This window comes from Thalassospira xianhensis MCCC 1A02616 (assembly GCF_003326475.1).
Taxonomy (GTDB): Bacteria; Pseudomonadota; Alphaproteobacteria; order Rhodospirillales; family Thalassospiraceae; genus Thalassospira; species Thalassospira xianhensis.
This window is the reverse complement of the sequence record NZ_JPWA01000040.1, coordinates 1-25,634: the sequence shown is the minus strand read 5'-3', so window position 1 is coordinate 25,634 and position 25,634 is coordinate 1. Positions and strand designations below refer to the sequence as shown.

Sequence of the window (25,634 nt, the reverse complement as noted above, 5' to 3'; positions counted from 1 at the left end):
CATGAGCGCACTTCTGGAAGTATCAGGCATCACCGCGTTTTATGGTGCATCACAGGCGCTGTTTGGCGTGGATCTGATCGTGAATGAGGGCGAGGCGGTTGCGCTTATGGGGCGCAACGGCATGGGCAAGACCACGACGATCAAGACCATCTGCCGGATGATGAGCCACCGGGATGGCGAGGTCCGCTTTGCCGATACCGATCTTGCGAAACTGCCATCGCATAAGGCAGCACGGCTTGGCATCGGGTTGGTGCCCGAAGGGCGGCGGTGCTTTGCCCGGTTAAGCGTGATGGAAAACCTGATGGCGGCGGCACGGGCCGGTGAATGGGATTTTGACCGGGTGGCGGACCTTTTCCCACGGCTTGCCGAACGGCGCGATCAGAAAGCGATGACGCTTTCGGGGGGGGAGCAGCAGATGCTTGCCATCGGGCGGGCATTGATGACCAACCCAAGGCTTCTGATCCTTGATGAAGCGACCGAAGGATTGGCTCCGGTGGTGCGGCAGGAAATCTGGGCTGCGATCAACCGGCTTAAACAATCCGGCCTTTCGATCCTTGTCGTTGATAAGTCGCTAAAGGAATTATCGGGTGTCGCGGACCGTTATGTGGTGGTCGAAAAGGGCGTTACCGCATGGACCGGCGCGGTCGGTGATCTGAGTGATGAACTTGCCGACCGGTATCTGGGGGTGTGAGATGACGACATTCACCTATGCCCAGAAAGTCCTGTTCCAGCATTGCGACCCGGCGGGGATCGTTTTTTATCCGCGCTATTTCGAAATGATCAATGCCACGGTCGAAGAATGGTTCGAGGCCCGTATCGGGTTCAGCTTTGCGCAGATGCATGGGGTTGACGAGGTGGCGGTGCCGACCGCAGGGCTTCAGATCAGCTTTACCGCGCCAAGCCGCCTTGGCGAGATGCTTGAATTTCGGCTAGTGCCGAAACGGTTGGGGCGGTCCAGCCTTGATCTTGAAATCACGGCTGTCTGTGGCGACGAGCAACGCCTTTCGATGACAGCGACGCTGGTCTTTACCAGAAGGGGTGCCGGGAAATCGGTGCCGTGGCCCGATGATTTGCGTGCCAAAATCGACAACGAAATCAATGAAATGGTAGAAAAAGATGCATAAAATCATTCAGCCAGACGGATGGAAACCGCCCAAGGGTTACGCAAATGGCGTGCTGGCCGACGGGGTACCGCTTTATATCGGCGGGCAGATCGGCTGGAACGCTGATCAGGTCTTTGTCGCCAAGGATTTCGTCGGTCAGATGGAACAGGCGCTGCGCAATATCGTCGATGTGCTGGAGGCCGCCGGTGGCGGGCCGGAACATTTGACGCGGCTGACATGGTATGTGGTCGACAAGAAGGAATATCTTGCGAAACAGCGCGAGGTCGGCGAAGCGTATCGCCGCGTGCTTGGCAAGAATTTCCCGGCGATGACGATGGTTGTGGTAAGCGCCCTTGTCGAAGACGAAGCCCTGATCGAGATCGAGGCAACGGCATCGGTCCCAGCGGATAGAAACGCGGCCTAAATACAAAACCCCGGCAGATGCCGGGGTTTTTTGTTGGGATGGGCAACCCTAGATTTGCCGGAAGATCAGGGATGTATTGATGCCGCCAAAGGCGAAATTGTTGCTCATCATATGTTCGGCTGAAATGCTTCTGGCGTCGCCAAAGATGTAGTCAAGTTCAGCGCATTCCGGATCGACCTGTTCAAGATTGGCGGTGGCGACAAATTTGCCTTCGCGCATCATTTCAAGGCCAAGCCATGCCTCGATGGCACCACATGCGCCAAGGCTGTGGCCGAAATGGCCCTTTAGGGTGTGCATCGGAATGGCGCGATCAAACACCGCACGGGTCGCCTTGCTTTCGGCGAGGTCGCCGTGATCGGTGGCGGTGCCGTGGCCATTGACGATATCGATATCGGAGGGTGACAGCCCGGCAGTTTCAAGCGATTTACGGAGCGCCACTTCCATTTTGTCCGCCGCGGGCTGCGTGATGTGTGCGCCGTCCGAATTGCTGGCGAAGCCGACGATTTCACCGTAAATGGTCGCCCCGCGGGCCTTGGCGTGTTCGTATTCTTCGAGGATCAGCGTTCCGGCCCCTTCGCCGATCACCAGACCATCGCGCCGCGCATCGTAAGGACGCGGCGAGAGTTCCGGGGCGTCGTTGGCGGTGCTGGTGGCAAACAGGGTATCGAACACGGCGACCATGGTGGGGCAGAGTTCTTCGGCCCCACCCGCGATCATCAGATCCTGCATGCCGAATTTGATCGCCTCGTAGGCGTAACCGATGCCCATACTGCCCGATGTGCAGGCGGTCGAGGTCGGGATGATGCGCCCGGAAATGCCATAGAGCACGCCGATATTGACGGCTGCCGTGTGGCTCATCATCTGGATGTAGCTGGTGGCGGTGATGGCGTTGCTGTCGCCATGTTCCATCAGGCGGGTAAAGCCGAGAACGGGCGGGGTGCTGCCAAATGACGAGCCGTAGGCAATGCCAAGACGCCCGCCCTGCAGGATGGCGGTATCATCACGAAGGCCGGCCATTTCCAATGCCTTGTCGGTGGCATCGACTGACATCTGGGCGACACGGCCCATGCTGCGGAGCTGTTTGCGGCTGAATTTGCCCTTGAGCGTGAAATCCTGCACGGGGGCGGCAAGGCGGGTGCGCAGATCATATTTGCCATCCCAGTCATCCATGCGCCGGATGCCGGTTTCGCCAGATGCCATGCGCGATGAAATGGTTTCCCAGTTATCACCAAGGGCGGTGATGCCCGCCATGCCGGTGACGACAACCCGACGGGTGGAGGTAGTGTTGGGGTGGCTCATAACATGCCCCCATTCACACTGATGACTTGGCGGGTGATGTAGGACGCATCGGAACTGCATAGAAACGCGATGGTGGCGGCGACTTCATCCGTTGTGCCGTAGCGGCGCATCGGGATCATCGCCTTGACCTCGTCCTCTGGCAGGTCGCCGGTCATCTGGGTTTCGATCACGCCGGGCGCGACGGCGTTGACGGTGATTTTGCGCTTGGCGAGTTCAAGGGCAAGCGATTTGACAGCCCCAATGATCCCGGCCTTTGACGCCGCATAATTCACCTGCCCGCGATTGCCAGCGATCCCGGCGATGGAGGTGAGCGCCACGATACGTCCACCCTTGCGCCGTTGAATGATCGGCATGATCAGCGGTTTGATCACATTGTAAAAGCCATCCAGATTGGTGTGCAGAACCCGGTCCCAATCGTCGTCTTCGAGTGCAGGGAACGGTCCGTCGCGGGTCAGCCCGGCATTGAGGATCACGCCATAGGGGGCGCCATGATCGGCAATGTCGGCCTCAAGTGCCGCGCGCGTGGCATCACGGTCAGCGATATCGAACTGGATCAGGCGGGCCGTGCGGCCAAGGGCGATGATATCATCACGGACGGCTTCGGCCCCGGCCAGATCGGAATGATAATGGACGACGATATCAAAACCGTCCCTTGCAAGACGGCGCGCGGTGGCGGCACCGATCCCCTTGCTTGCACCTGTTACCAGAATGGTTTCTGTCATGGCTTTGTCGTTTCTTGGTTGCTGGTTGGGGTTTCGGATGCGGCGTCATTTGGCTGATAGACATTGATGCGCGCGGTCACAAGGGTTTCGGTGCCCTTGCGGACTTCGCCGTCAAACACACCCATTTCGCCGTCTTCGAAAATGTTTTTCACATGGATGACAAGCACATCGCCATCGGCAAAGCCGTCGCACACCATGGTCATTTTGCGCGTGCCGAGCAGGTAGCCGATTTTGGGGGCTGTGCCGGGGGCGGCAGACTGGGCGCGCCAGCCGCTATAGGCGGCGACCGACTGGGCGATATATTCAATCCCGACATAGGCGGGGACGCCATGCGTGGGGGTGAAGAAAAGGCTGTTTTTGGTGATGCGGACTTCGGCGGTCAGGCTTTCGGCATCGGCGGCGAGAATGCGGTCGATCAGAAGCATCGGGGCCGCGTGCGGCACCAGTGTTTCGACCGGGGGGAAGGCTGGCGGGAAGGCGGGTTTTACAGACGCATTCATGCGCGGTCCCCCCGGTTCCAGCCCCGGCCAAGAATGACCGAGACGTTGCTGCCGCCAAAGGCGAACGAGTTGCTCATCATCGCCAGCCGATCCGCGGGCGCCAATTTGGAGCCCGGTTTGGTCTCCAGATTGATGTCGGGAATTTCGGGATCAGTCGCACCATCCCAGATATGACGCGGCAGGGGCGCGCCATTGGCAGCATCGCAAAGCGAGAGCCACAGCATTGCGGCTTCGATGGCGCCCGCAGCACCCAGCGTATGACCGGTCATGGGTTTGGTGGAACTTGCCGGGACGGTGGCGCCCAGAACATCACAGACCGCACGGGCTTCCATGCCGTCATTAAGCGGGGTCGCGGTGCCGTGCAGATTGATATAGGCGATGTCGGCGGGGGTGAGTTTGGCGTTTGCCAATGCGTTTTGCATTGCCATGGCGGCCCCCCGGCCATCGGGATGCGGGGCGTTGGGGTGATGGGCGTCGGAGCTTTCACCGACACCGAGCAGTTCGATGGCATCGACACCCGGATTGGCATCGCGGCGCAGGATGAAAATCGCGGCCCCTTCGCCGATATTGATGCCGTCGCGATTGATGCTCATGGGATTACAAATGCCGCTTGAGACCGATTGCAGAGCATCAAAACCGCGCACGGTCAGACGGCAGAGGCTATCGACGCCGCCAACCAGAACCGCATCGCACAGACCGGCACTGATCAGGCGCGCCCCGGCGGCGAAGGCCTTGGCACTCGACGAGCAGGCGGTTGAAATCGCATAAGACGGTCCGCCAAGATCAAAGGCGTCGCGCAGGAAATCGGCGGGCGATCCGATTTCCTGATGGCTATACAGGAACGTTTCGGGGAAGGCACCGCCATCAAGGGCGGCTTCGTAATCGCTTGTGCCCTCTTCGATGCCCGATGTGCTGGTGCCCATGATGACACCGATGCGGTCGCGGCCGATATCGGCGATCAGATTGGTGATGTTGGTTTCGATCTGCCGGGTTGCGGCCCAGAGCAGGCGGTTATTGCGGGTATCGTGACGGGCAAGGTTTTCGGGTAGCGGTTCGGGATCATGCGTGACGGTGCCAAGGATCGTGGCACGGTCGGGCAGGAAGCCGTCGCGCGCGATCATATCCGCCGGGCGATCCCCAAACAGGGTCGTGCGGCTTTCATCGATCCCGCTGCCAAGGGCCGATACGATGCCAAGGGCGGAAAGATAGAGCGAACCCGGCGTCATGATCACGATCCGGTCCGTTGTGAACGGATCGTGATGGCATAGCCGAACCGTTCATTGCGCAGCTTTGCAACGCCCTGCCAGACATCGCGGATCGGGCGTTCGATCCGGGCGTAGGCGCGGCCGCTGTCATCCATGCGAAGCATGCGTTCGCCCATGGTTTCACGGATCGACATATTGCCCGGCAGGGCATCGCGCACGACATCGAGCGGCCAATAGACCATGATGATATCGGCAAGCATGCGTTTGGCATCGAGCGTTGCGGGCAGCCAGTCGGCGGTTTGAACCGACAGGGCATCGGTCGTCCAGTCGATATCAATCGCACGACGGCCCAGATCATCGATCATGACGATGCGGACGTGATCGCGTTCAAGGGACAGCCGGGCCTGAAAGGTGCCGGTTTCGGTGCTGCTGCCGTTTTTCCAGCCTGCGGTGACCTGCTGGGTGACGTCGATGGCGTCATCATCGGTCCATGGCTGTTCAGGCAGGGTGAATTGGTAACCCTCGTCAAGCGTCACGGTTTGCGCCGGTGTTGATGTGAAGACGTCCGGCATGGAAAAGTCGGGCATTGTCAGATCGGGCATGTTCATTGTTTCACAGGCGCTCAGGCCCGTGGCAAGCATGCCAGCGAAAAGGGTTTTTACGACGACGGAGCGCATAGATCGTGCAACATCTCAAGATAGCGTTCGGTTTTGGCGACCAGCGGGTTTTCCATATTCCATGCATAACCTGCAAGGATCGAAACGACCATACGTTTCAGTTGTGAATCGTCATCGGGCTGATTGAAAATAATCGTCTGTAACCGTCCGTCATACCATGCATCGACGTAAGCCCGGAACGTATCGACCCCCTTTGACAGCGGTTCGGCGAAATCCATGTTCCAGTCGACAGCATTGCCATTATGACGCGCGATCAAGGCCTTGGCGGCCAGTTCGGCGGAATGCAGGGCAATGGTGACCCCCGATGAAAAGACCGGATCAAGGAAGCCCGCCGAATTGCCGAGCAGCACATAACCATCGCCAAAAAGTTTTTCCGACTGCGCGCTATATCCGGCGATGGAATTGAGATCGCGGATCGGTTCGGCGTTGGCCAGAAGGCTTCCGAGACGTGTGTCATTGATCAGCTGATTGAAAATGTCCTGATCAGACATGCCGGCAAAGGCCGGATCGTTGTCGGGATATATCGTACCAACGGACGCGGTGCCATCGGAAAACGGGATCAGCCAGTACCAGATTTCATGACGGGTCGGATGCACCGTGATCAGGATTTTTTCGCGGTCATAGCCGGGATCGGTGATGTGATCGCGCATATGGGTGAAGAGGGCACGGCGTTCAATCGACTTGCCGGGCCGGGCAAGGCCGAGCATCCGGGGAAGGACGCGGCCATAGCCGCTGGCGTCGACCACGAACCCGGCGCGCAGTTCACCGGGATTGCCGTTTTCATCGGTAAAGCCAAGGCGACAATCACCGTCTGAAAGATGTGCCGACGTGACGCGATGGCCAAAGCGGATATCGACCCCGGCGCGGGCGGTTTCGGTTGCGAGAATCTGGTCAAAGCGGGCACGTTTGACCTGAAACGTGGTGCCCCAGCAATCGGCTGGTTCGAAATTCTGGCGGAAATCAATCGACATATATTGGGGGCCGCATTCGAAGACGGCACCGTTTTTAAACTGGAACCCGGCATCGGTCACGGCATCCAGAAGCCCGGCGCGTTCCAGCACATTCATGCAGTTGGGCAGCAGGCTTTCGCCAATCACGAAGCGCGGGAATGTTTCGGCTTCGAGCACGGTAACAGCCATGCCGGCATCATGGAGGAATTTGGCAATGACCGATCCGGCAGGCCCGGCACCGATGATGGCGATATCGCAATCGGGTCTCACTATTCCTGTCCCCGCTGGTTTTGGGTTTGGGTGTTATTCTTCGTTGGTGCGGTCATCCAGAAGGCCAGGAACCACGCCCCGATCAGGCCGATTGCAATCACCGATCCGATATCGCGCACCAGCGGCACGGATGATGTGGCAAGCAGGCCAAAGGCCAGCACGCTGCTGATCAGCGACAGCAACACCGCAAGGCGGGTGTCGTCATCATGTGGACCGTTGCGGCTTTCGGCCAGAAACAGCACGTAATCCGCGCCAATGGCAAAGACCAGAAACAGCGCCATGGTGGTAAAGAAGCTTTGGGCGATGCCAAAGGCATAACCGCCCAGCACGGCAAACAGGATCGCCCCGGCGGGGGCGGCAAAAACGCAGATGCCGGTGCTAAGCCCGTATCGCAGAACGGCAAGGATGGCGGCAACACAAAGCGCGCCCCCCAAGGCAATCCATGCCCACAGGCGATAGGCGGCAAACTGGTTGCTGATCGCGATGGGCGGGTTGATCAGGGTGACGTTTTCGATATCGCCAAGGGCGGTGCTGATGGCGTCAATATCGGTGGCGTTGCGAAGCCGGATGATGTCCGAACCGTTGGAATGCAGGCGGGCGATTTCGGGCAATGCCCTTGCCGTGTTGTCATCGGGGATGAGGTAATCGGCGGCCTTATCCGGCGCGGTGATAGTGACCGGCAATTGATCGGACAGGGCGGTGCCAAAGCGATCATAAAGGCCGGTTGTGACCAGATCGCGGTTTTCGGTTTGCCGGGTGATGGACGGGATCAGATCGGACAGGCCGATCATGCCGCCAAGCCGGTTATCGGCGATCAGCGGTGTCAGGGCATCGCGCACCGCTTCGCCGGTTTCAAGACGGTCTTGCGGATTGGTGCCATCAATGCGGATGAAGACGGGGCTGCCGCCAAGGCCAAGGATATCGGCGATTTTACCGGCGTCTGATATCAGCGCGTCATTGCCGTGGCCGAACTGACGGATATCGTTATTGCCGGGGATCAGGAAGGCCGAAAGGGCAAGTGTGATGATGATCGCGGCACTTGCGATCAGCCGCACGCGGATCGGGGCGAATGTTTTGCCAAGGATAGCTTGCAACCCGTCATGGAGTTTGAGGATCGGCGAGGATGGCCGGACATCGCGGGCCGGGATCAGGGGCAGCAGGAACAGCACGGAACAATAGGCGGCCACCAGACCGGCAACCGAATAAACCGCGATCTGGGACAGCAATTGCGTGGGGCTTAACGACAGCGCGCCAAAGCCGATCACGGATGTCAGAAGGCCAAGGCTTAGCCCCGGTCTGATTTTACGCAGCCGATCAACTGGCGACCCGGCATCGGAGCGGAGCACAAGGTAATGCAGGGCATAATCGACCGAAATGCCGATCATGGTCGCGCCAAACACTAGTGCAATCGCATGGATCGCCGGGAAGATCGCGACCACGGCGGCAAGGCCCGCCAGAAGGCCGCTGCCGACGACCAGAAGCGCACCGAAAAGCGGGAGGGGGGAGTAGAACACCAGCCCGATCATCACAAGGATACCGATGGTCGCGATGATCGCGATGCGTTGCACATCGGATTGCGCACGGCTGGCTTCCGCCACGGCAAAGAAAATCTGGCCGGTTTTGGCAACGCTTAGGCCGGGGGTGGCATCGGTGATGGATTGCAGGGCGGCGTTGGCCCCGGTAACCCAGCGTTGATCGTTGCCAGAGCTTCGCAGATCGGGTGACAGGCTTGCCATCACCGGCAGGTAAAATTGCCCGCCCTGCGCGATTACGTCATTGCCGGTGCCAAGCTTTGCACCAAGGTCAGACAGGAAGGCGGGCAGAAGGGCGAACGGGTCCTGTTTTAGCGACTGGCTGCTTAGGGTCGTTGCCGGGGAATAGAGGTTCTGGATGGCGCGGCGATAAAGGGTTTCGGCGTTGCCATCTGTCAGTTCTTCGCGATCAGAGGGGGATAGCAGGCTGTTGGCGTGCGGGCTATAAAGCGCCATCAGATCGGCAAAGCGATCATTGTTGTGACCGGGAAGGGTGATGGCCTGCGTGCCATCAAGGGCGGCGATCCGGTCCGCGAAATCAGTGGCGGCGGTTTCAAGTGTGTCTCGGTCAGAATGCGAGAGCATGAAGATCGCCTGCCGACCATCATTTGCCAGCAGATGACGGACGGTGGCGATGTCGCTTTGCGGGCCGTTTGGGTCTGCATTTTCCTGCCCGATCAGCGACAGGATATCGGCATCGATCCCGGTATGGCCGCCGCGCAATTGCCAAGTGGCAAAAGCCGCCATCGCGATCAGGCACAGGGCCCAGAGGATTGCGCGCAATGCCATTACTGACCCGCGCCGGTCAGTAAGTTGGCAAATTCGGGCGGCAGCGGCAGGCTTTGCAATGACTGACCGGAAAGCGCAATGGCATCATGATCGCCCGCCGGTTTTTCCAGTCGGACATTTTCGACAAAATCGGTACCGGTGGCGGTGATTTTGCTGATCTGGTTTTGGATGGTGCTGCCGTCCTTTGGCGTCAGGATGACCTGCCATGCGTTACTTTCGGTTGTGTCCCTCGCGATGTCAAAATGCTGTTCCAGCGGTTGCCAGTTTCCGGCAAGGACGGCTGAAATCAATTCGACAAACTGGCGGAACTGATCACCGCGGGCGAGTTCATCGCGGTTGCCCTGATCATCGATCCGGGTGATGCCGTGATCATCAAGGATCGTGGTGCCGGGGAAGGGGGCAAGGGTGCGCCAGACCAGTCCCTTGGTCGGGGACAGGACGAAATCGCCGTTCGAGGTGAGCGGTTTATCAAAGCCGTCAAGATGGCGGTCCATGGTGAAGGAGCCGCCGAGATATTGTTCGGTGCCGATGGTGGCCGGGGCCGGAATATCATCCGCCCGTGCGGTGCCGGTCATACTGGAAGTCAGCAGGGCGACGGTTGCGACGGATGCGATCAGGCGGCGGATCGGGATCAAACAAGGGCCTCCATCTTTGCGATGAAGAAATCGGGGCTGCGATAGAGCATTTCGCCGCTGGATTTTTCGACCGCGACCTGAATGGTGAAGCCCTTGGTCAGTTTTTCACCGGTTTTGCTGTCGCTGACCAGATAGTCGATTTTAAGCCGGTTTTCATATTCGCGAAGCGTCGCGGTGATCGTGATGTTTTGCCCGAAGGTGCAAGGGCGGACATATTTGACCCGCATATCCACCACCGGCCAGACATAGCCCGACGCATCCATTTGCGGATAATTGTAGTCGATCCGATCCAGCAGCGCGCAGCGGGCATTTTCAAAGAACTGCACGTAATTGCCGTGCCAGACGACATTCATCGGATCAAGGTGATAGAACTGAACCGTTTCGGTGACCGACGCACTGATCATGATGCCAGACCCCCGTCATAAAGCGCCCAGTGACGCGATTGAATGCGGCCGATCAGAAGGCGGAGTGTGGATTCAAGCGGCTGGTCTTCGGCGATGAACGGGATGTCGTTGCCAAGCGCATCAAGGAAGGCGGTGATATCACTGCCAAGCTGATTGGTTTTGAGATCGCCGTTTTTAAGGCGCAGCGTGATCGCCTGTTTGACGGCAATCAGGTTGGCAGCCGCGACCTGTTCGGTCAGTTGCAGGATGCGCAGGCAATCACGGGCGGCAATCGTTCCCATGCTGACCTTGTCCTGGTTATGGCATTCGGTCGAACGGGAAAAGACGCTGGCGGGCATGGTGTTTTTCAATGCCTCTGCCGTCCAGGCGGAAACGCCGATCTGCACGGCCTTCAGCCCATGATTGATCGAAGCGCGATCGGCATCCGACCCCGACAGGTTCGATGGCAGGCCATGATTGAATTTGGTATCGACCAGAAGCGCCATCTGCCGGTCCATCAGGTCAGCGAGATTGGCGATCAGGGTTTTCATGCCATCGGCGACAAAGGCAACATGCCCGCCATAGAAATGACCGCCATGCAGGATGGTTTCGCCTTCGACATCGATCAGGGGGTTGTCATTCGCACTGTTAAGCTCGGTTTCGAGCGTCGCGCGGAAGGTCGGCATCATGTCGGCAAGAACACCGATGACATGCGGTGCACAGCGCAGCGAATAACGATCCTGCAAGCGGGCGGGGGCATAATCCGCGCCCAGATCGGCAAGGTCGGTTTCGATAAAGGACGCAATGCGGGCCTGCCCCGGATGGGGTTTTGCAGCAAACAGGCGTTTGTCAAAATGGGCCGGATTGCCGAGCAACCCGATAGAGGCAAGTGCTGTGATGCGTGCGGTCAGGCGGCAGAGGTAATCCGCACGCATAAAGGCCTGACACATCATGGCGGTCATGACCGATGTGCCATTCATGATCGCCAATGCTTCCTTGGGACGCAGCGTTAACGGCGTTAACCCGGACGCGCCAAGCGCATCAAGGGCGGTCATTTTCTGGCCGCGATACAGCACGTCGCGTTCACCGATCAGGGCGGCAGCCACATAGGAAAGCGGGGTCAGATCGCCGCTGGCGCCGACCGATCCTTCTTCGGGGATAAGCGGCGTGATGTCATGTTCGAGAAGACCGGCAAGCTGGCGCAAAAGATCAAGGCTGACGCCGGAATAGCCGGTGCACAGCGATGCAAGGCGGACGGCAAGGACGGCGCGCGCCTGATCGGGCCTGAGGATATCGCCAAGGCCGCAACCGTGAAACCGGCTGAGATGAAGCGGCAGTTCGGCGACCAGCTCGGGCGGCACACGGCGCGATACGGAATCGCCATAGCCGGTGGTGACACCATAGATATGGCCGTGATCGCGCAATTCCCGATCAAGGAAATCGGCCCCGGCCTGAATGCGGCTGGTGAACTCCGGGTCGGATGAGAGGACGGGCAGGGCGCGTTGTTCGGCAAGGGCAACGATATCTTCGATGCGCAGGTTTTCCTCGCCAAACAGGACAGTGGTGCGGCTGTTATTCATTGTTGTCCTTTTTATTCGCCCAGAAGTCATAGAAATTGAACCATTGCAGCGGCCGCGTCACAACAAGCTTTTCAAGCCAGCCTGCATATTGTTCGGCATATTCGGTGATTTTACCGACCCGGTTGGCACGCGGCAGGGTTATTTTATCGGCCAGTTTTTCCCACGCGATTTCAAACCGGTTTCCGTTGCGCCATGCGGCGGCCATGTAAACCGGGCATTGCAGCAGATGGGCCAGAACAAACGGCCCCTGCGGGAACGGAGCCGGATCGCCCAGAAACGGGACACTTACCGATTTATCACGCGCACCAATGGCAACGCGGTCAGCCGCAATCACGATCCATTCGCCGCGTTCGACCTTTTCACGCAGCAGCATCGCGGTATCGGGGCCGATTTCGGTGACCTCGATCAGATCAACTTGGCTTTCGGGGGCGAATTTTTGCAGGACACGGCCAAAGCGGGCAGCGTTTTTTTGATGCAATAGCACATTGACACGAAAATCGCGGTCGCGGCTGGCAATCGCCCTGACCAGTTCGATATTGCCGAAATGGGATACGAACAGGATGACGGCCTGATCACGCGGCATATAGTCAAACAGGCTTTCGGCGTGATCGGGCAGGTCAAGATCATCGATCTTCAATTCGCCTGACCATGCGGCGATCTTATCCAGCGCGCTTTCGCCGAAATTCATGAAATGGCGGAAACTGTCACGCAGGCCCGGTTTGGGGTGGCCGGTGATGGCGGCAATCCGGGTCAGGAAATCCTGCGAAGCCCGCCTTGCAATCCGCCCGGTGGCAAAGAAATAGGCAATGATCGGAAACATCACCACCATGCAAAGTCGCCGCCCGCCATAACGGTAAACCATGCCAAGGAACCGGATGCCCCAATACATGCCGCGTTCATCAATTTCCGACCAGTGCCGGGCGGATTTTCCCCCGGTTTCAGGATGTTTTTCGGGATCAATACCGGTGCGGTGTTTCTGCCCGAAGTGACCGCCACGCGCGATAAAGCCCGGCAGGCGCACCAGCATGCCAAAGAACAGCCGGGTGTGCATCCAACTGATCAGGACATTGTCCTTCCACATGCGGAAGTTCGATGTGTTGTTTTCGGGATATGTGACTTCGGTCGGAACGTGATGGATCGGGACACCGCGCCAGTAAAGGCGCACCATCAGTTCGGTGTCGAAATCCATTTTATGGCCGCAGCCTTCTTCGCGCCAGACCGCGAGGCTTTCGGATACCGGATACACGCGAAAGCCGCACATGCTGTCGCGGATATGGGTCGATAATGTTTCGATCCAGACCCAGACATGGGAAATCCAGCGCCCGATGCGGCGTTTTTCCGGGATGCTGTCGTCATAGACCGGAAGGCCGGTGATGAGGGCAGCCGGGTCTTCGCGGGCGATGCGGATCATTTCTTCGATCCGGTCAAGATTGTGCTGCCCGTCGGCATCGACCTGAATGGCGTGGGTGAAACCGGCGCGTTCAGCCATGGCAAGGCCCGCCATCACCGCCACACCCTTGCCGCCATTTTCATCGAGATGCTGACAGGTAACCCCGTTTTCGGGATCGTGCAGGGCTGCCACAACATCATGCGTTTGCACGTTCGAGCCGTCATCAATGATGATCACCGGCAGATCATATTCGCGGATGCGCGCCACGACATCAGCCAGGACATCATGATGGTTATGGGTGGGGATGACGGCACAGATTTTCATGAGGCAGCCTCGCGCCATTTCAGAATACCGGAGCTGTGATCGCCTTCGGCGTCGGAATGATAACGGAATTTGATTTTTGCTTTGTCGCGGTCGCAATCAAGTTCCAGCATCACGGTCGATCCGGGTGTGATCGGCTTTCGGTATTTAAGTTGTGTCACTTCGCCGATGGTGACCGGTACGTCAAAAAGCGCTGCGGCCTGATCCACGGCCCAGTGCAGTTGCACCACGCCGGGCAGGATCGGCATGCCTGGAAAATGGCCACGGAAATAAAACAGATCCTTGGGCAGGTGCAGCGCCAGATTGACGAGGTCATCATCGCGATTTTGTATAACGATTTCAGGTGTCACGGGTTCCATATCGGCAAAAAGCGCGCGCAGCAAATGAAGCGGGCGTTTGCCCTGACTGTCGGATGGTAACCGATCGACAAAGCGCCAACGTTGCGGCAAAGCAGCGTCGTCTTCGAATTTTGCGATTTCACGCCGCAATTGCCGCCCCATGCGAAACCGCCCAATATCGGACAGCATTTCGCGGCCCGCGGGCGACAGGACGGCGACCACGCCGAGGCGTCGGTCATTTTCATCGGGGATGAGTGCAAGGGCGTCTTCGACCAGATGACTTTGGCGCAGATGGCGTTCGACAGCACCCAGCGAAATGCGTTTGCCTTCGACCTTGACCACCCGGTCGGCCCGGCCATGCAGGGTGAAGGTGCCGGTTGCGTCATCAATCACGGCGATGTCTTCGGTCTGATACCAGTCATCGCCTGCAATATGGGCGGCACGCACGCGCAGGCATCCGGAATCATTCAGCGCCACTTTGACCCCCGGCAGGGGACGCCACGGGCAGTCATCGCCGGTCTGCTGGCGATGGGCGATGCCACCGGTTTCGGTGCTGCCGTAAATTTCGGTCGGACAGGTGCCGAGCATGGCGGTGGTTTCGGTTGCGGCGGCAAGATCAAGCGGGCCACCCGATGAAAAGATCAGCGATGGGCGCGGCACATCTGCCAGATCGGGATGCAGGTTTTTAAGATGTGCGGGGCTTGTGATCAGGACATCGCCCGCCCCGATATCGCCCTGCATCATTTCCCAATAGGGGGCGGGATCGGCGGTAAAGATGCGCCCGGTCATCACCGGCCAGACGATGCGGAAAATCAGGCCATAGATATGTTGATGCGATACCAGCCCGACAATTCGCGCACCGTTTGGAATGTGCTTCTGCCAAAGCGGTTCCTGTATGGTGATTTCGGCTTCGATCAGGGCCAGTGTTTTAGGGATCGGTTTGGGTTCCGCGGTCGAGCCGGAGGTAAAGAACACCGCCCGGCAGTCCGATGCGGCGGGCAATGTCATGTGGCTGCCGGTATTGGTCGCAGTGGCCGAGGCAAGTCTTTCGCGGATCGCGGCGTCATCCAGATACAGATCGAACTGGTTGCTGATACCATCAAGATAGGCGGGGCGGTCGGTTGCCGGGAAAATCACGGTGGCCCCCGCCCGCCATGCCGCGGTGATCGCAATCAGGAACAGACGGGCCGACTGGCAATGGATGGCGATGCGCGAAGACTGGCACAAGGTGGGGCAAAGCCGGTCGATATCGGCCAGAATATCACCCGCACAGAAGACCCGGCCGCCTTCGACGCAAAGGGCGGTGGCGGCGTTTTTCGGATCATGCAGGTTTGCGATAAAGCCGGTCATGGGGTTTCGATATTGTTTCCGGTTTTGCGATCATGGCGGGCGCGCAAGAAACGGCGGACCGGCCATTCGCCAATGAACAGGATGCCGATCAGGCCATAGGACAGAAGCCCATTATAAAGCGTCCAGATTTCCATACTCGCATAAAGTGCCGTCCATGTGGCAATCATCGCGTTGAGCGCGAAAAATCCGATCCAGACTTTGGTCAGTTTGCGCGTATAGGCAACCGAATAGGCATCAAGATCAGGCATTTTAAGCCGGGCGAGGCGCTCGACCATTGGGCGTTCGGTAAACAGCGTGACGGTAAAAATCGTGCCCATGGTCAGGCTGACGATCACCGGATAAAACCGGATGGCAACCAGTTCGCTTGCGATTCCGCCTGCGGCGACAATGACTGCGACCAGAACCGCAAGACCCGCCGCCCCATAACGCTTTTGCAACGCAAATGAAGCAGCACGCAACAGAACGAGGATCAGAAGCCCGATCAGGATGATCTGCGGGGAAAAAACCGTCAGTCCGAAATAAACCAGAACCGGATAGATGATACCCAGTATGGCAAGCAGGATGGTCGCGATCCGTTTAGGAACTGACCAGGTCATGGATCTTCTCGACGACGTCATCGACGGTGCGGACAGACCGGAATTCCATGGCCGGGATTTTCTTGCCGGTGATTTCCTGGAATTTGACGATCAGGTCGACGGCATCAATGCTGTCGAGGTCAAGGTCTTCGAACAGGCGGGCGTCCGGGGTGATATCCTCGGACGGGACTTCGAAAAGTTCAACAAGGTAATCGTGAAGCTGCTGATAAACGTCCTGGCGACTTTGCATGATTACCCCTCCTTGCCCGATGCCTGAATGAATTTCGCCAGATTGCGCACCGATGCAAAATGGGTTTTGACATCTTCGTTCTTGGCATCAATCCGGACATCGTATTTTTTCTGGATCGCAACGCCAAGTTCAAGGGCATCGATGGAATCAAGGCCCAGCCCGTCGACAAACAGGGCTTCTTCGCTGTCGATATCCTCGACACTTATGTCTTCGAGATTAAGCGTCTCGATAATGAAGGCTTTAAGTTCTGTTTCCAGCGAAGTCATGCGTCAGTCTGTCCAGATAATAATCTTTGATGATCCGGGTCAGCAAACGCGCCTGTCTGGCACGGCTTAATGTCGGATCAGCAATGTCCCCAAATGATAGCGGTGCATCGACCACGAGGCGAAAACGGATTTTCGACGGCGGAATGCGATACCACGGTACCCCCTTTTTCAGGGTATCGTGATTACAGTGCACAACCACAGGAATCAAGTCGACTTGTGTTTCTATCGCGATATTCGCTACCCCGCGTTGCAATTGGCCCAGTTTGCGGCGGCTGGGTGTGCGCGTGCCTTCGGGGAAAATCAGGATACAGGCACCGTTTGCGAGATGATCGCGCGCCTGTGAAATCAGGTTTTCGGGATCATCATTATTGCGAATGAAACCGGCCGCACGTACCACACCGGCCATGAACGGATTACGAAACAGTTCGTGTTTGACGACACACTGGCAGCGATCCATCTGGGCCAGGATCATCACGACATCAAGCAGGGTCGGGTGATTGGCGATGATCAGTGCACCACGCGCGGATCGCAGATGTTCGATATTTTCGGTCTGGGCGACGGCCACGCCGGTGACATCAAGCATCCATGTGAAAACACGAAAACCGCGACAGATGACAAACTGGGCGTAATTGCGGCGTTTGGCGCGGTTGCGCAGGATGATCATCATGGCCGGGAAGATGGTGATGGCCATCAAAAGCCCGCCCAGACCAAACGCCGAAAAGGCAAACCCGGTCGCCAGCAATCGCCAGTACCAGTTAAAGCCCTTTGACGGCGTTGTCGGCCGTTCCCGTGTTTCAGCCATGCGGTTGCATTGCCCAGCCACCGGATTGACCCGGCAGGTTCAGGCCGGCTTTTGACGATGCCCCCAGACAGGCGGCAATCGCGCGTGCCTGCCGGTGGGGCTGAACGGCGGGATCATGATCGGGGATCGGATCGAACCAGAACATTTTGCCATCTGGTTCCGATGGCTGGTCAAAGCGGATGGCAAGGGCGGTGCCGGAAATGTCGTCCGGGTCCTGATCCTGATAGATGCCGGGCAGCGGCAGATCGACATAGCACAGGATGACCGGGCCATCTTCGCTGGTGAGTTGGCATAATGTTTCGGTGAGCGCTGCGATCAGGCTGTCATTCCCGGCCGAGATTGCGGTGTGGCTTTGGGTGATCGACCAGTTGATCGAGGCAACGCCGACAAGCGCGTTATGCACCGACATGCTGAAATCGGCGGGGGAGAGGGTTTCGTTTGTTGCGACCTGATGGAGGAGTTTCAGCGTGCGATCAATATTGCCGTGGCGGGAGGCAAAAACGATATGCGGATTATCGCCATCACGGATGGTGTGGCCGAGCACCTCGGCGGCGGCGCGACCATAGAGGTCCAGGCGCCGCCGCCAGACGGGTTTGAGGCTGCGCGCCAGATTGGCTCCGGTCATATCGTCAATCGGGATTGCGGTATGCGGGATTTCGGTATGCCCGGCTGTTCCGGATTTCAGGACCGCGCGATCATCGCGGTCTTCCCAGAACGCCCAGTGCGAAATTCTGGCGTGCAGCAAACTCATATCCAAACCTAGTTCGCGAGTACGGCCTTTGCCGATACCTCGCGCAAGATATCCTGTCTCAGATTGTTGACCCAGCGATTGTAATTATAATGGATCGAAGTGCCATCATAGTTCAGATTGGTGCTGTCGACATAGGAAATGGAAAATTCGGACTGGTCAAAATCGATTTCAACCTTGGCCAGATGATCACGCGGAGAATAGGTCGCGATCAGTTCACCTTCGGCCTTGCGCTGAACGATCCATTCACGTTCGCCAGCGGCCTTGATGATGCTTTCTTCGATCTGTGCCATGCTGAGTTTTGACGCATCAGCCGGGAAGGGCTGACTGCTGACATTCTGAACCGGGGCGGTGCGGCACGCGGCAACAACAAGTGCCAGCAAACCGACGACTGCAAATTTCAAACTGCGCATATCCAACCTGCCTTTTATTGATATTATCCGATTGATCCGGTTGATCGGATCAATTATCGCGTTTTTATTGCCCGAGCCGGGCAGACGTCCCTGATTTAATGAAGCCGTCGCCAACAACACAACCAAAACTTGCCAGATATATGAAAAAAAACGCAATCATCGATGTCAAGACCGCGTTCGGGGGCGACGTTTTATGGTGCTGGCAGCGGATCGATGATCTGAAGGGGGATCGCGCGGAAAAGCGCCGCCAAAGCTCGGCCCAAGCGTGGCAGATTTTGGGCGATCTTGGACGGTATGTCTGGCCGGATATAGACGGGGATGGGACATATGAAACCGTGCGGCAAAGTTCGGGGCAGCCCGGCTTGATCGTCAATGGCGTGATCCATTGTGCCAGCATCAGCCACAGCCGCGACCTTGTGGCGGTGGCGATTGCCAAAGACCCGGATGTCATGATCGGCATCGATATCGAATATCGCGACCCCAAGCGTGATATCAAGGCCCTGTCAAGATGGCTGTTTGACGGCGATGCCGATGGCCGGGATTTTTATCAGGGCTGGTGTGATTACGAGGCGGCCTTCAAGGCAACGGGCGAAACCGACCCGGTGATGCAGTCACAGGCCACATTGATCGCGATTGAAACCATCGAAGAATTTTCCGGGGCGCTGGCGCGGGTTTGACACACCCGGAAGCAGATTCTAGTTCGCAACGAACAGGTCGCGTGCGGTACGTACGACCCGACTGATATGGTCTGCGACCGCAGCCACCCCGCGGGTGTCCTTGGTATCGGGATGCAGCAGCATCCAGTAATTCCGGGTAAAGCGGATATCGGGCAGCAGGCGGATCAGGTCGGGCACATCATGGGTGGCGTAATCATGCAGGATGCCAATGCCATGCCCGTTGCGCACCGCTTCCATCTGGGCCACGACACTGCCGCATTCGAAACGCCGTTTCATCAGTTTGCCCAGACGTGCAGCGTAATCAAGGGCGCGGCTGTAAATCAGGTCTTCGATATGGGTGACAAACAGCCGATCCGTCAGGTCGCGTTCGGACCGGATGGCGCCATAGTTTTTGATGTAGCTTTGGGATGCATAGACGCTCAGCGTGTAGTCGGTCAGTTTTTTGATCACCAGCCGCCCCTGTTTGGGGCGATCAAGGGTGATGGCGATGTCTGCCTCGCGTTGGGACAGGGAAAAGGTGCGCGGCAGTGGCACCAGCTGGATCACCAGATCGGGATGCCCCGCGGCAAAGCCCGCGAGTTCACGGGCCAGAAAATAGTTGCCAAGCCCGTCGGGAACGCCAACGCGCACGGTGCCTGCTATGCCTTCTGCGCGGCTGGGGAAGGCGGTGCCGACTTTAAGAAACGCGGATTCAGCGGCTTCGGCGGCACCCATTAAGGCCTTGCCGGCCTCGGTCAGTTCGGAGCCGGTGGTGCGCCGTTCGACAAGCTTGGTGCCCAGTTCCTGTTCAAGCGCGGTGAGTTGCCGACCGACCGTGGCATGGTTCAGACCAAGCTGACGGGCAGCCGAAAGGATTTGCCCCTGTCGTGCGACGGCCAGAAAGATACGAATGCGGTCCCAATCCATGATCTATCGACTTTAAAATTTGCACATCGAATTTGCAATAATGGTAATTGATGTGCATCCATATGCATATCCATAATCGACTTACTTTGCGGACGGTTTTCTATGATCCGCAACAAAAGATCATCACGATTATCGGGAGAAGCCGAATGTCCAGCCAGATCACCCATTACATTAACGGCAAACGCGTCGCCGGAACTTCCGGCCGGACAGCGGCCGTGTTCAACCCGGCCACCGGTCAGCAGAGTGCAACCGTTGACCTTGCGTCCAAGGCCGAAGTTCGAAGTGCTGTCGAAAGCGCACGGTCGGTAGCCGCCGAATGGGCCAATACCACGCCGCTTCGCCGGGCCCGTATCCTCAACAAATTCCTGGGTATTCTTGAAAGCCGTTCGGAAGAACTGGCGGCAGCCATTACCGCCGAGCATGGCAAGGTGCTTTCGGACGCGCTGGGTGAAGTCACCCGCGGGATCGAGGTTGTTGAATTTGCCACCGGCGCGCCGCAGCTTTTGAAGGGCGAGTTCACCGAGAATGTCGGTACCAAGGTTGACAGCCATTCCGTGCGTCAGCCGCTTGGCATTGTGGCCGGTATTACGCCGTTTAACTTCCCGGCCATGGTGCCGATGTGGATGTTCCCGGTTGCGCTTGCATGTGGCAACTGTTTCATCCTGAAACCATCCGAACGCGATCCGTCTGCGTCGCTTCTGCTGGCGGAATGGCTGAGCGAAGCCGGTTTGCCGGACGGCGTTTTTAACGTTGTGCAGGGTGACAAGGAAGCGGTTGATGCGTTGCTGTTTGATCCGGATGTCAGCGCGATCAGCTTTGTCGGTTCGACCCCGATTGCGAAATACATCTATGAAACAGCGACCGCGCAGGGCAAGCGTTGCCAGGCATTGGGTGGTGCGAAAAACCATATGATCGTGATGCCGGATGCCGATATGGATCAGGCGGTTGATGCCTTGATGGGGGCGGCATATGGATCGGCCGGTGAACGGTGCATGGCGATTTCGGTTGCGGTGCCGGTCGGCAAGGCGACGGCCGATGCGCTGGTCGAAAAGCTTGTCCCGCGCATTAACGAGCTTCGCGTTGCACCGGGGACAGATCCGGCAGCCGAAATGGGGCCGCTTGTGACCGCGCAGCACCGCGACAAGGTTGTCGGTTATATCAACAAGGGCGTCGAAGAAGGTGCGAAGCTGGTTGTCGATGGCCGGGACATTCGTTTGCAGGGCTATGAAGACGGCTATTTCGTTGGCGGGACCCTGTTTGACAATGTCACACCCGACATGACGATCTATAAGGAAGAAATTTTCGGCCCGGTCCTGTCGATCGTGCGGACCGATGATTTTGAAACTGCTGCCGATCTTGTTGATAGCCATGAATATGGCAATGGTACCGCGATCTTTACCCGCGATGGCGACACCGCGCGCGAATTTGCCAACCGCACCCAGACTGGCATGGTCGGCATCAATGTGCCGATCCCGGTTCCGATGGCGTTCCATTCATTTGGTGGCTGGAAGGCATCGCTGTTTGGCGATCACCACATGCATGGCATGGAAGGGGTGCGGTTCTATACCCGTCTTAAAACCATCACCTCGCGCTGGCCGACGGGCATTCGCAAGGGTGCGGAATTCGTCATGCCGACGATGAAGTGATCTCTTTCAGAATTGACTGATGATTAAAATGATCCGGTGGTGGCTCTGAGAGGCTGCTGCCGGATTATTCAATTCGGTTTGGAATGAATAACCGACCCAGATTTTCATTCCGGAAATTTTTTTGATTTAGCGCGGATTTGATAAGTCAGCTGTTTGTAGTTTTATCTGAATTTCGATATAAATTGTAAATCGAATGGTCGGAGTATTTTGCTTTGACCAATAAAACCTGACAGGTGAGAAATTTTATGATCAGCGGGATTGATATTTCCAAGCTTGGATATGCCGAATTAAAGCGTTTGATGGAAGACGCAGAACGAGAAGTCGAAAATCGTAAATCCCAGTTTATTTCCGATCTGCGTGGAGAGATTGATCAGAAGCTTTTTGATGCAGGTCTTTCTATTTATGATCTTTATCCCGAGTTATCGAAAAACCGCGTTGCCAAAGTAGTGGAACGTGAAGCTGTAGAAAAGCAGCAGGTTGTACCGAAATACCGTAATCCCGATAATGCAGAAGAAACCTGGACAGGCCGCGGACGGGTAATTCACTGGGTTTTGCGTATTGCCGAGGACAGAAACATCAGTGTTGATGACATCAAAAATGATGTCGCGTTTTTGAACCCTGATCACCCGAAATATGAAACGCACAAGCAGGAACTTTCGAAGTAGCATCGCATGCCTCGACGAAGCTTTTGATGTTACTGACGTTCTAATTGCGCACGCGGGTTGAGTTCAAGTTTATGAAGAAACTGATATTCATTTTAATCCTTCTGGCCATCGCGGGGGCAGGGGGATGGGGCTATTATCAGCATCGACTGGAATTGGAAAAACAGCAGGAAGGCCAGTTTTCTCCAAGTCCGGCTGATATTTATGCCGGTATTATCGAAGCCGTGAAGCCGACCCTTGATGTGCATGGATATGGTTTGACGATGCTGGTACCTGGCAACCGGCTTGGCGAATTCGAGTGGGATTTTCGCGGCACGCTGGGCAAAGAAAATGTATCTCCGCCATTTTACGGGCGGGTTACCTATGTTTGTGAAGATAATCCGCAGAGTTATTGCTGGCGGCTGGATGAGTTGCTCATTAACGGGCGTACGATCGAGCGAATTTCGGGGGGTGCGCAGGGCCTGAACGAACGCGAAACGGCAGAAGAAGGAGCTGTTGAAACCGTTGAACAGGTTGCCGCCGGATTTTCTGCCGATGATAAGGTCGGGGCATCAGAAACATCCTCCGACCCGCAAGAAGCTGAAACGGGTTCCGAGAATGCAAATGATGCGGACGCCGTGACAGAAGTCGCAAGTGTGGCGGGCGGAAAAACGGTTCCCCTTCCCGATGACGAAGTGAAAATCTGGTACAGTACTTCTGATACGGTTAACGCCCGTATCGGACCGGGTACAGATTACAAGATTGCGTTTCAGATGCCGTCCGCAACGCCATTGAAGCTTCTTGAGGAGCAGGACGGGTGGGGACTGTTTTCTTACACGGGCCCGAATGGCAAGATTTACAGTGTCTGGATCGCTATGACCCTGGTTGAAAGCAGATAGGCTTTTACTGTCAGGCGTTCATGGCACGATATGAACGCCTGATTTATCTGGCAGGGCGATATAAAAATCTTTGGGAGGAAATAGTGTTTTCCTGGTTTGCCAGAAAGAAAAAGGGCGACGAAAGGTCGCAATCGGTCTTTCTGGGAGAAACATCGATACCGGATAACATTGTCGTGTACGCGATCGGCGATATTCACGGACGGGCGGATCTTCTCGAGAAGTGTCTTGTTGCAATTCATCGGGACCCGGTCGATAGCGGTATCGCGAAAAGAATTGTTTATCTGGGCGATTATATTGACCGTGGTCCCGAAAGCCGCAAAGTGATTGATATTATTCGGGAGATGGACAATGCCGGTGCCATACAGACAAAAATCATCGGCAATCACGAAGAATTTCTGCTGCGTTTTCTTGATAATCCGGAAGAAGGTACGTCCTGGCTATCCTATGGGGGGGCAGAGACGCTGCTGAGTTACGGGGTTGGTATGCCTGCAGGCGTGCTTTCAGCCGGGAAGCTTGCAAAAGTCGCCGAGGACCTTCGATCCCGGATGGAAGAGAGCGGGCATCTGGTCTTTTTGCAGCAGCTTGAGGATGCCGTGACAATTGGTGATTATTGCTTTGTTCATGCGGGTATAAATCCGGATTGCTCTTTGGAAAAACAGTTACCCAAAGACCTGCGATGGATACGGGAGCCGTTCCTGACGCATGCAGGCGGCTTTGAAAAGATTATCGTGCATGGTCATACGATCACGGATGAACCTGAATTTCGGCCAAACCGCATAGGGATTGACACAGGGGCCTATTATAGTGGTCGCCTGACATGCCTGCGATTGCAGGGAAAGAAATATTCAATCATGTAAAAAGCCCGGTACTGACCGGGCTTTTGGGAAAATCAGGGCGCCTTAGAAGAACCGTTCTTCAACGCGAACAATATCGCCCGGCAGAACGACGGTTTCAGGTGTGGCTTTTTCCGGTTTGCGGCTTTCATCCCCCCCCCGGATAATCAGGATGTCTTCCTTGTCCGCGCGGTAAGTGAACCCCCCCCCCAGGGCGACCGCGTTAAGCACGCTCATGCCGCTGACATAGGGATAGCTGCCTGGTTCCTTGACCTCCCCCAGAATATAGAAGGGGCGATAGTTGAGGACATCAATGCTGACTTTCGGGTCCTTGAGATAGCCTTCCTGAAGCCTGTCTTCGATCACATCGGCAAGCGCACGCAAGTTTTTGCCGCCTGCGTCGACCTCTCCGATCAGCGGTAGAGAGATCTGGCCATTGCCGCTGACCTCAAATTCCCCCGACAGGTCTTCTTCGCCAAATACGGTTACACGAAGTTTATCGCCCGAACCAAGAGTATAGACTGGCTGTTGTGCATAGACATCCTGCGATACCAGCAGGGCGAATAGAGCCAACAGAAGAAAACCGACAGAACGCAGCATCATAAAACCTTTAGAACGTAAATCCCTCCGGGTGGAACCCGAAAGGATTATAGCATTATAGAGAGCAGTAGCCAGCATTGCCTCAGATAAAACCCGGGTTAGTTTGGGCTGGCATCCGGAACTGGGTTTTCTTCTGTCACAACGCTGATCGTGTTGCCGATATCCTGATCCTGACCGTCATTGGTGTTGTTCGAAGCGGTCTGGGTGGTTTGGGCGGCTGTTGCGGCCTGCTGGACAGCTGCTGCATTAACGCCACTTACGCTTGAAACCTGACTGGTGATGGCGGTGGATTGCGTCGGTGCCGCGACAACTGCGGCCGTGGTGATGGCTGCTGCCTGTGTGGGGGCACCAGTTGCGGCACCTTTTGCAATTGCTGCGGCCTGGCCCGGGTTAACCCGGATTGCGGCGGTTGTGATATCAGCTGCGCGATCCGGGGCCGCGGTTGCAGCGGATTGTGCAATGGCCGCAGCCAGTGCAGGCGATACCGAGACGGCAGCGGTTGTGACGGCACCTGCCTGATCCGGTGCAGAAGCCGTTGCTGCGGCAACAACTGTCACAACAATGTTGCCCTGTTCATCGATACTTACATTTGAACCGTTTGCAACGCCGATCGCGACGGTTGTAATTGTTGCAGCTGCTGCCGGGTTGCGTTTGATCGCGCGTGATACGGCCTCGGCAATTGCGCTGTCACGCGTGCTCTGCGCACTGCTAGCGCCGTCCATCCGACCTTGTGTGACTTGCTGAATGGCATTTGCCAGCGATGCTGCATCCGTTGCCTTGTCAATCAGATCTTTTTCATCCTGAGTAAGATAACTGCCGTCGGTGGCACCAGGATTGTTATTGTTACTGGCGATGGCGACCGCAACACCGATGGCCGCTGCGGCAGCAACGCCCACGGCAAGTGCCCCGG

General features: G+C 57.0%; 29 protein-coding genes. 8 read left to right on the top strand and 21 right to left on the bottom strand.

What is annotated here, in order from left to right:
• Window position 1: 1 nt before the first annotated feature.
• The 3 genes from TH5_RS21950 to TH5_RS21940 are packed head-to-tail and all read left to right on the top strand — an operon-like array spanning window position 2 to window position 1,527.
• Window positions 2-691, top strand: coding sequence for an ABC transporter ATP-binding protein (locus TH5_RS21950; protein ID WP_007090653.1), 690 nt, complete (start codon window positions 2-4; stop codon window positions 689-691).
• A 1-nt stretch (window position 692) separates the two neighbouring features.
• Window positions 693-1,124 (top strand): acyl-CoA thioesterase, encoded by a 432-nt coding sequence (locus TH5_RS21945; RefSeq protein WP_114109895.1) that lies wholly within the window; start codon window positions 693-695, stop codon window positions 1,122-1,124.
• On the top strand, window positions 1,117-1,527 hold the full coding sequence (locus TH5_RS21940; protein ID WP_114123671.1) for a RidA family protein: 411 nt from the start codon (window positions 1,117-1,119) through the stop codon (window positions 1,525-1,527). The genes TH5_RS21945 and TH5_RS21940 overlap by 8 nt, the downstream gene beginning before the upstream one ends.
• Before the next feature lie 48 nt (window positions 1,528-1,575).
• On the opposite strand, the gene TH5_RS21935 is transcribed toward TH5_RS21940, so the two are convergent.
• The 18 genes from TH5_RS21935 to TH5_RS21850 are packed head-to-tail and all read right to left on the bottom strand — an operon-like array spanning window position 1,576 to window position 18,522.
• Complete coding sequence (locus TH5_RS21935; RefSeq protein WP_114123670.1) at window positions 1,576-2,826, bottom strand: beta-ketoacyl-ACP synthase; 1,251 nt, start codon at window positions 2,824-2,826, stop codon at window positions 1,576-1,578.
• Window positions 2,823-3,548: a 3-oxoacyl-ACP reductase FabG gene (gene fabG / locus TH5_RS21930; RefSeq protein ID WP_114123669.1), complete on the bottom strand. Its 726-nt coding sequence runs from the start codon at window positions 3,546-3,548 to the stop codon at window positions 2,823-2,825. Before fabG ends, TH5_RS21935 begins: the two co-directional genes overlap by 4 nt.
• Window positions 3,545-4,048, bottom strand: coding sequence for a hotdog family protein (locus TH5_RS21925; protein WP_114123668.1), 504 nt, complete (start codon window positions 4,046-4,048; stop codon window positions 3,545-3,547). The genes fabG and TH5_RS21925 overlap by 4 nt, the downstream gene beginning before the upstream one ends.
• Window positions 4,045-5,274, bottom strand: a complete 1,230-nt coding sequence (locus TH5_RS21920) for a beta-ketoacyl-[acyl-carrier-protein] synthase family protein (protein WP_114123667.1) — start codon at window positions 5,272-5,274, stop codon at window positions 4,045-4,047. Before TH5_RS21920 ends, TH5_RS21925 begins: the two co-directional genes overlap by 4 nt.
• Before the next feature lie 2 nt (window positions 5,275-5,276).
• Complete coding sequence (locus TH5_RS21915; RefSeq protein WP_167443629.1) at window positions 5,277-5,855, bottom strand: DUF3261 domain-containing protein; 579 nt, start codon at window positions 5,853-5,855, stop codon at window positions 5,277-5,279.
• Window positions 5,856-5,911: 56 nt separating this feature from the next.
• Window positions 5,912-7,150 carry an NAD(P)/FAD-dependent oxidoreductase gene (locus TH5_RS21910; RefSeq protein WP_208638515.1) on the bottom strand — a complete coding sequence of 413 codons (1,239 nt, stop codon included), beginning with the start codon at window positions 7,148-7,150 and terminating at the stop codon, window positions 5,912-5,914.
• Complete coding sequence (locus TH5_RS21905; protein ID WP_114123664.1) at window positions 7,150-9,471, bottom strand: MMPL family transporter; 2,322 nt, start codon at window positions 9,469-9,471, stop codon at window positions 7,150-7,152. Before TH5_RS21905 ends, TH5_RS21910 begins: the two co-directional genes overlap by 1 nt.
• A complete protein-coding gene (locus TH5_RS21900; protein ID WP_114123663.1) occupies window positions 9,471-10,106 on the bottom strand; it encodes a LolA family protein in 636 nt (211 codons plus the stop codon). Before TH5_RS21900 ends, TH5_RS21905 begins: the two co-directional genes overlap by 1 nt.
• A complete protein-coding gene (locus TH5_RS21895; protein WP_114123662.1) occupies window positions 10,103-10,510 on the bottom strand; it encodes an acyl-CoA thioesterase in 408 nt (135 codons plus the stop codon). Before TH5_RS21895 ends, TH5_RS21900 begins: the two co-directional genes overlap by 4 nt.
• Entirely contained in the window at window positions 10,507-12,069 is a 1,563-nt protein-coding gene (locus TH5_RS21890) for an HAL/PAL/TAL family ammonia-lyase (protein WP_114123661.1), read from the bottom strand. Before TH5_RS21890 ends, TH5_RS21895 begins: the two co-directional genes overlap by 4 nt.
• A complete protein-coding gene (locus tag TH5_RS21885; RefSeq protein WP_167443628.1) occupies window positions 12,062-13,783 on the bottom strand; it encodes a glycosyltransferase family 2 protein in 1,722 nt (573 codons plus the stop codon). The genes TH5_RS21890 and TH5_RS21885 overlap by 8 nt, the downstream gene beginning before the upstream one ends.
• Window positions 13,780-15,468 carry an ApeI family dehydratase gene (locus TH5_RS21880; RefSeq protein WP_114123659.1) on the bottom strand — a complete coding sequence of 563 codons (1,689 nt, stop codon included), beginning with the start codon at window positions 15,466-15,468 and terminating at the stop codon, window positions 13,780-13,782. Before TH5_RS21880 ends, TH5_RS21885 begins: the two co-directional genes overlap by 4 nt.
• Window positions 15,465-16,064: a COG4648 family protein gene (locus TH5_RS21875; protein ID WP_114123658.1), complete on the bottom strand. Its 600-nt coding sequence runs from the start codon at window positions 16,062-16,064 to the stop codon at window positions 15,465-15,467. Before TH5_RS21875 ends, TH5_RS21880 begins: the two co-directional genes overlap by 4 nt.
• A complete protein-coding gene (locus tag TH5_RS21870; protein ID WP_062953537.1) occupies window positions 16,045-16,293 on the bottom strand; it encodes an acyl carrier protein in 249 nt (82 codons plus the stop codon). The genes TH5_RS21875 and TH5_RS21870 overlap by 20 nt, the downstream gene beginning before the upstream one ends.
• Before the next feature lie 2 nt (window positions 16,294-16,295).
• A complete protein-coding gene (locus TH5_RS21865) occupies window positions 16,296-16,559 on the bottom strand; it encodes a phosphopantetheine-binding protein (RefSeq protein WP_007090636.1) in 264 nt (87 codons plus the stop codon).
• Window positions 16,534-17,361 carry a lysophospholipid acyltransferase family protein gene (locus TH5_RS21860; RefSeq protein ID WP_114123657.1) on the bottom strand — a complete coding sequence of 276 codons (828 nt, stop codon included), beginning with the start codon at window positions 17,359-17,361 and terminating at the stop codon, window positions 16,534-16,536. The genes TH5_RS21865 and TH5_RS21860 overlap by 26 nt, the downstream gene beginning before the upstream one ends.
• Window positions 17,354-18,112, bottom strand: a complete 759-nt coding sequence (locus tag TH5_RS21855) for a beta-ketoacyl synthase chain length factor (RefSeq protein WP_114123656.1) — start codon at window positions 18,110-18,112, stop codon at window positions 17,354-17,356. The genes TH5_RS21860 and TH5_RS21855 overlap by 8 nt, the downstream gene beginning before the upstream one ends.
• Window positions 18,113-18,120: 8 nt before the next feature.
• Window positions 18,121-18,522: a hypothetical protein gene (locus TH5_RS21850; protein ID WP_063094806.1), complete on the bottom strand. Its 402-nt coding sequence runs from the start codon at window positions 18,520-18,522 to the stop codon at window positions 18,121-18,123.
• Between the two features lie 140 nt (window positions 18,523-18,662).
• Here TH5_RS21850 and TH5_RS21845 point away from each other — a divergent pair, with 140 nt between their 5' ends.
• Window positions 18,663-19,199, top strand: a complete 537-nt coding sequence (locus TH5_RS21845; protein ID WP_147250161.1) for a 4'-phosphopantetheinyl transferase family protein — start codon at window positions 18,663-18,665, stop codon at window positions 19,197-19,199.
• Between the two features lie 18 nt (window positions 19,200-19,217).
• Here TH5_RS21845 and TH5_RS21840 read toward each other — a convergent pair whose 3' ends face one another.
• Window positions 19,218-20,105: a LysR family transcriptional regulator gene (locus TH5_RS21840; RefSeq protein WP_114123654.1), complete on the bottom strand. Its 888-nt coding sequence runs from the start codon at window positions 20,103-20,105 to the stop codon at window positions 19,218-19,220.
• 146 nt (window positions 20,106-20,251) lie between these two features.
• Between TH5_RS21840 and TH5_RS21835 the strand changes: the two genes are divergently transcribed.
• The 4 genes from TH5_RS21835 to TH5_RS21820 all read left to right on the top strand — a co-directional run bounded on the left by TH5_RS21835 (window position 20,252) and on the right by TH5_RS21820 (window position 24,148).
• Complete coding sequence (locus TH5_RS21835; RefSeq protein ID WP_114123683.1) at window positions 20,252-21,751, top strand: CoA-acylating methylmalonate-semialdehyde dehydrogenase; 1,500 nt, start codon at window positions 20,252-20,254, stop codon at window positions 21,749-21,751.
• A gap of 245 nt (window positions 21,752-21,996) precedes the next feature.
• Entirely contained in the window at window positions 21,997-22,416 is a 420-nt protein-coding gene (locus tag TH5_RS21830; protein WP_114123653.1) for an H-NS histone family protein, read from the top strand.
• A 71-nt stretch (window positions 22,417-22,487) separates the two neighbouring features.
• Window positions 22,488-23,291, top strand: coding sequence for an SH3 domain-containing protein (locus TH5_RS21825; RefSeq protein WP_114123652.1), 804 nt, complete (start codon window positions 22,488-22,490; stop codon window positions 23,289-23,291).
• A gap of 83 nt (window positions 23,292-23,374) precedes the next feature.
• The gene (locus TH5_RS21820; RefSeq protein ID WP_167443627.1) at window positions 23,375-24,148 is read left to right on the top strand and encodes a metallophosphoesterase family protein; all 774 of its coding nucleotides are present in this window, start codon (window positions 23,375-23,377) and stop codon (window positions 24,146-24,148) included.
• A gap of 42 nt (window positions 24,149-24,190) precedes the next feature.
• Here TH5_RS21820 and TH5_RS21815 read toward each other — a convergent pair whose 3' ends face one another.
• A complete protein-coding gene (locus TH5_RS21815; RefSeq protein WP_114109929.1) occupies window positions 24,191-24,724 on the bottom strand; it encodes a polysaccharide biosynthesis/export family protein in 534 nt (177 codons plus the stop codon).
• A 98-nt stretch (window positions 24,725-24,822) separates the two neighbouring features.
• Window positions 24,823-25,634 (bottom strand): hypothetical protein (locus TH5_RS25700; RefSeq protein WP_114123650.1); only part of this gene is annotated, 812 nt, incomplete at its 5' end.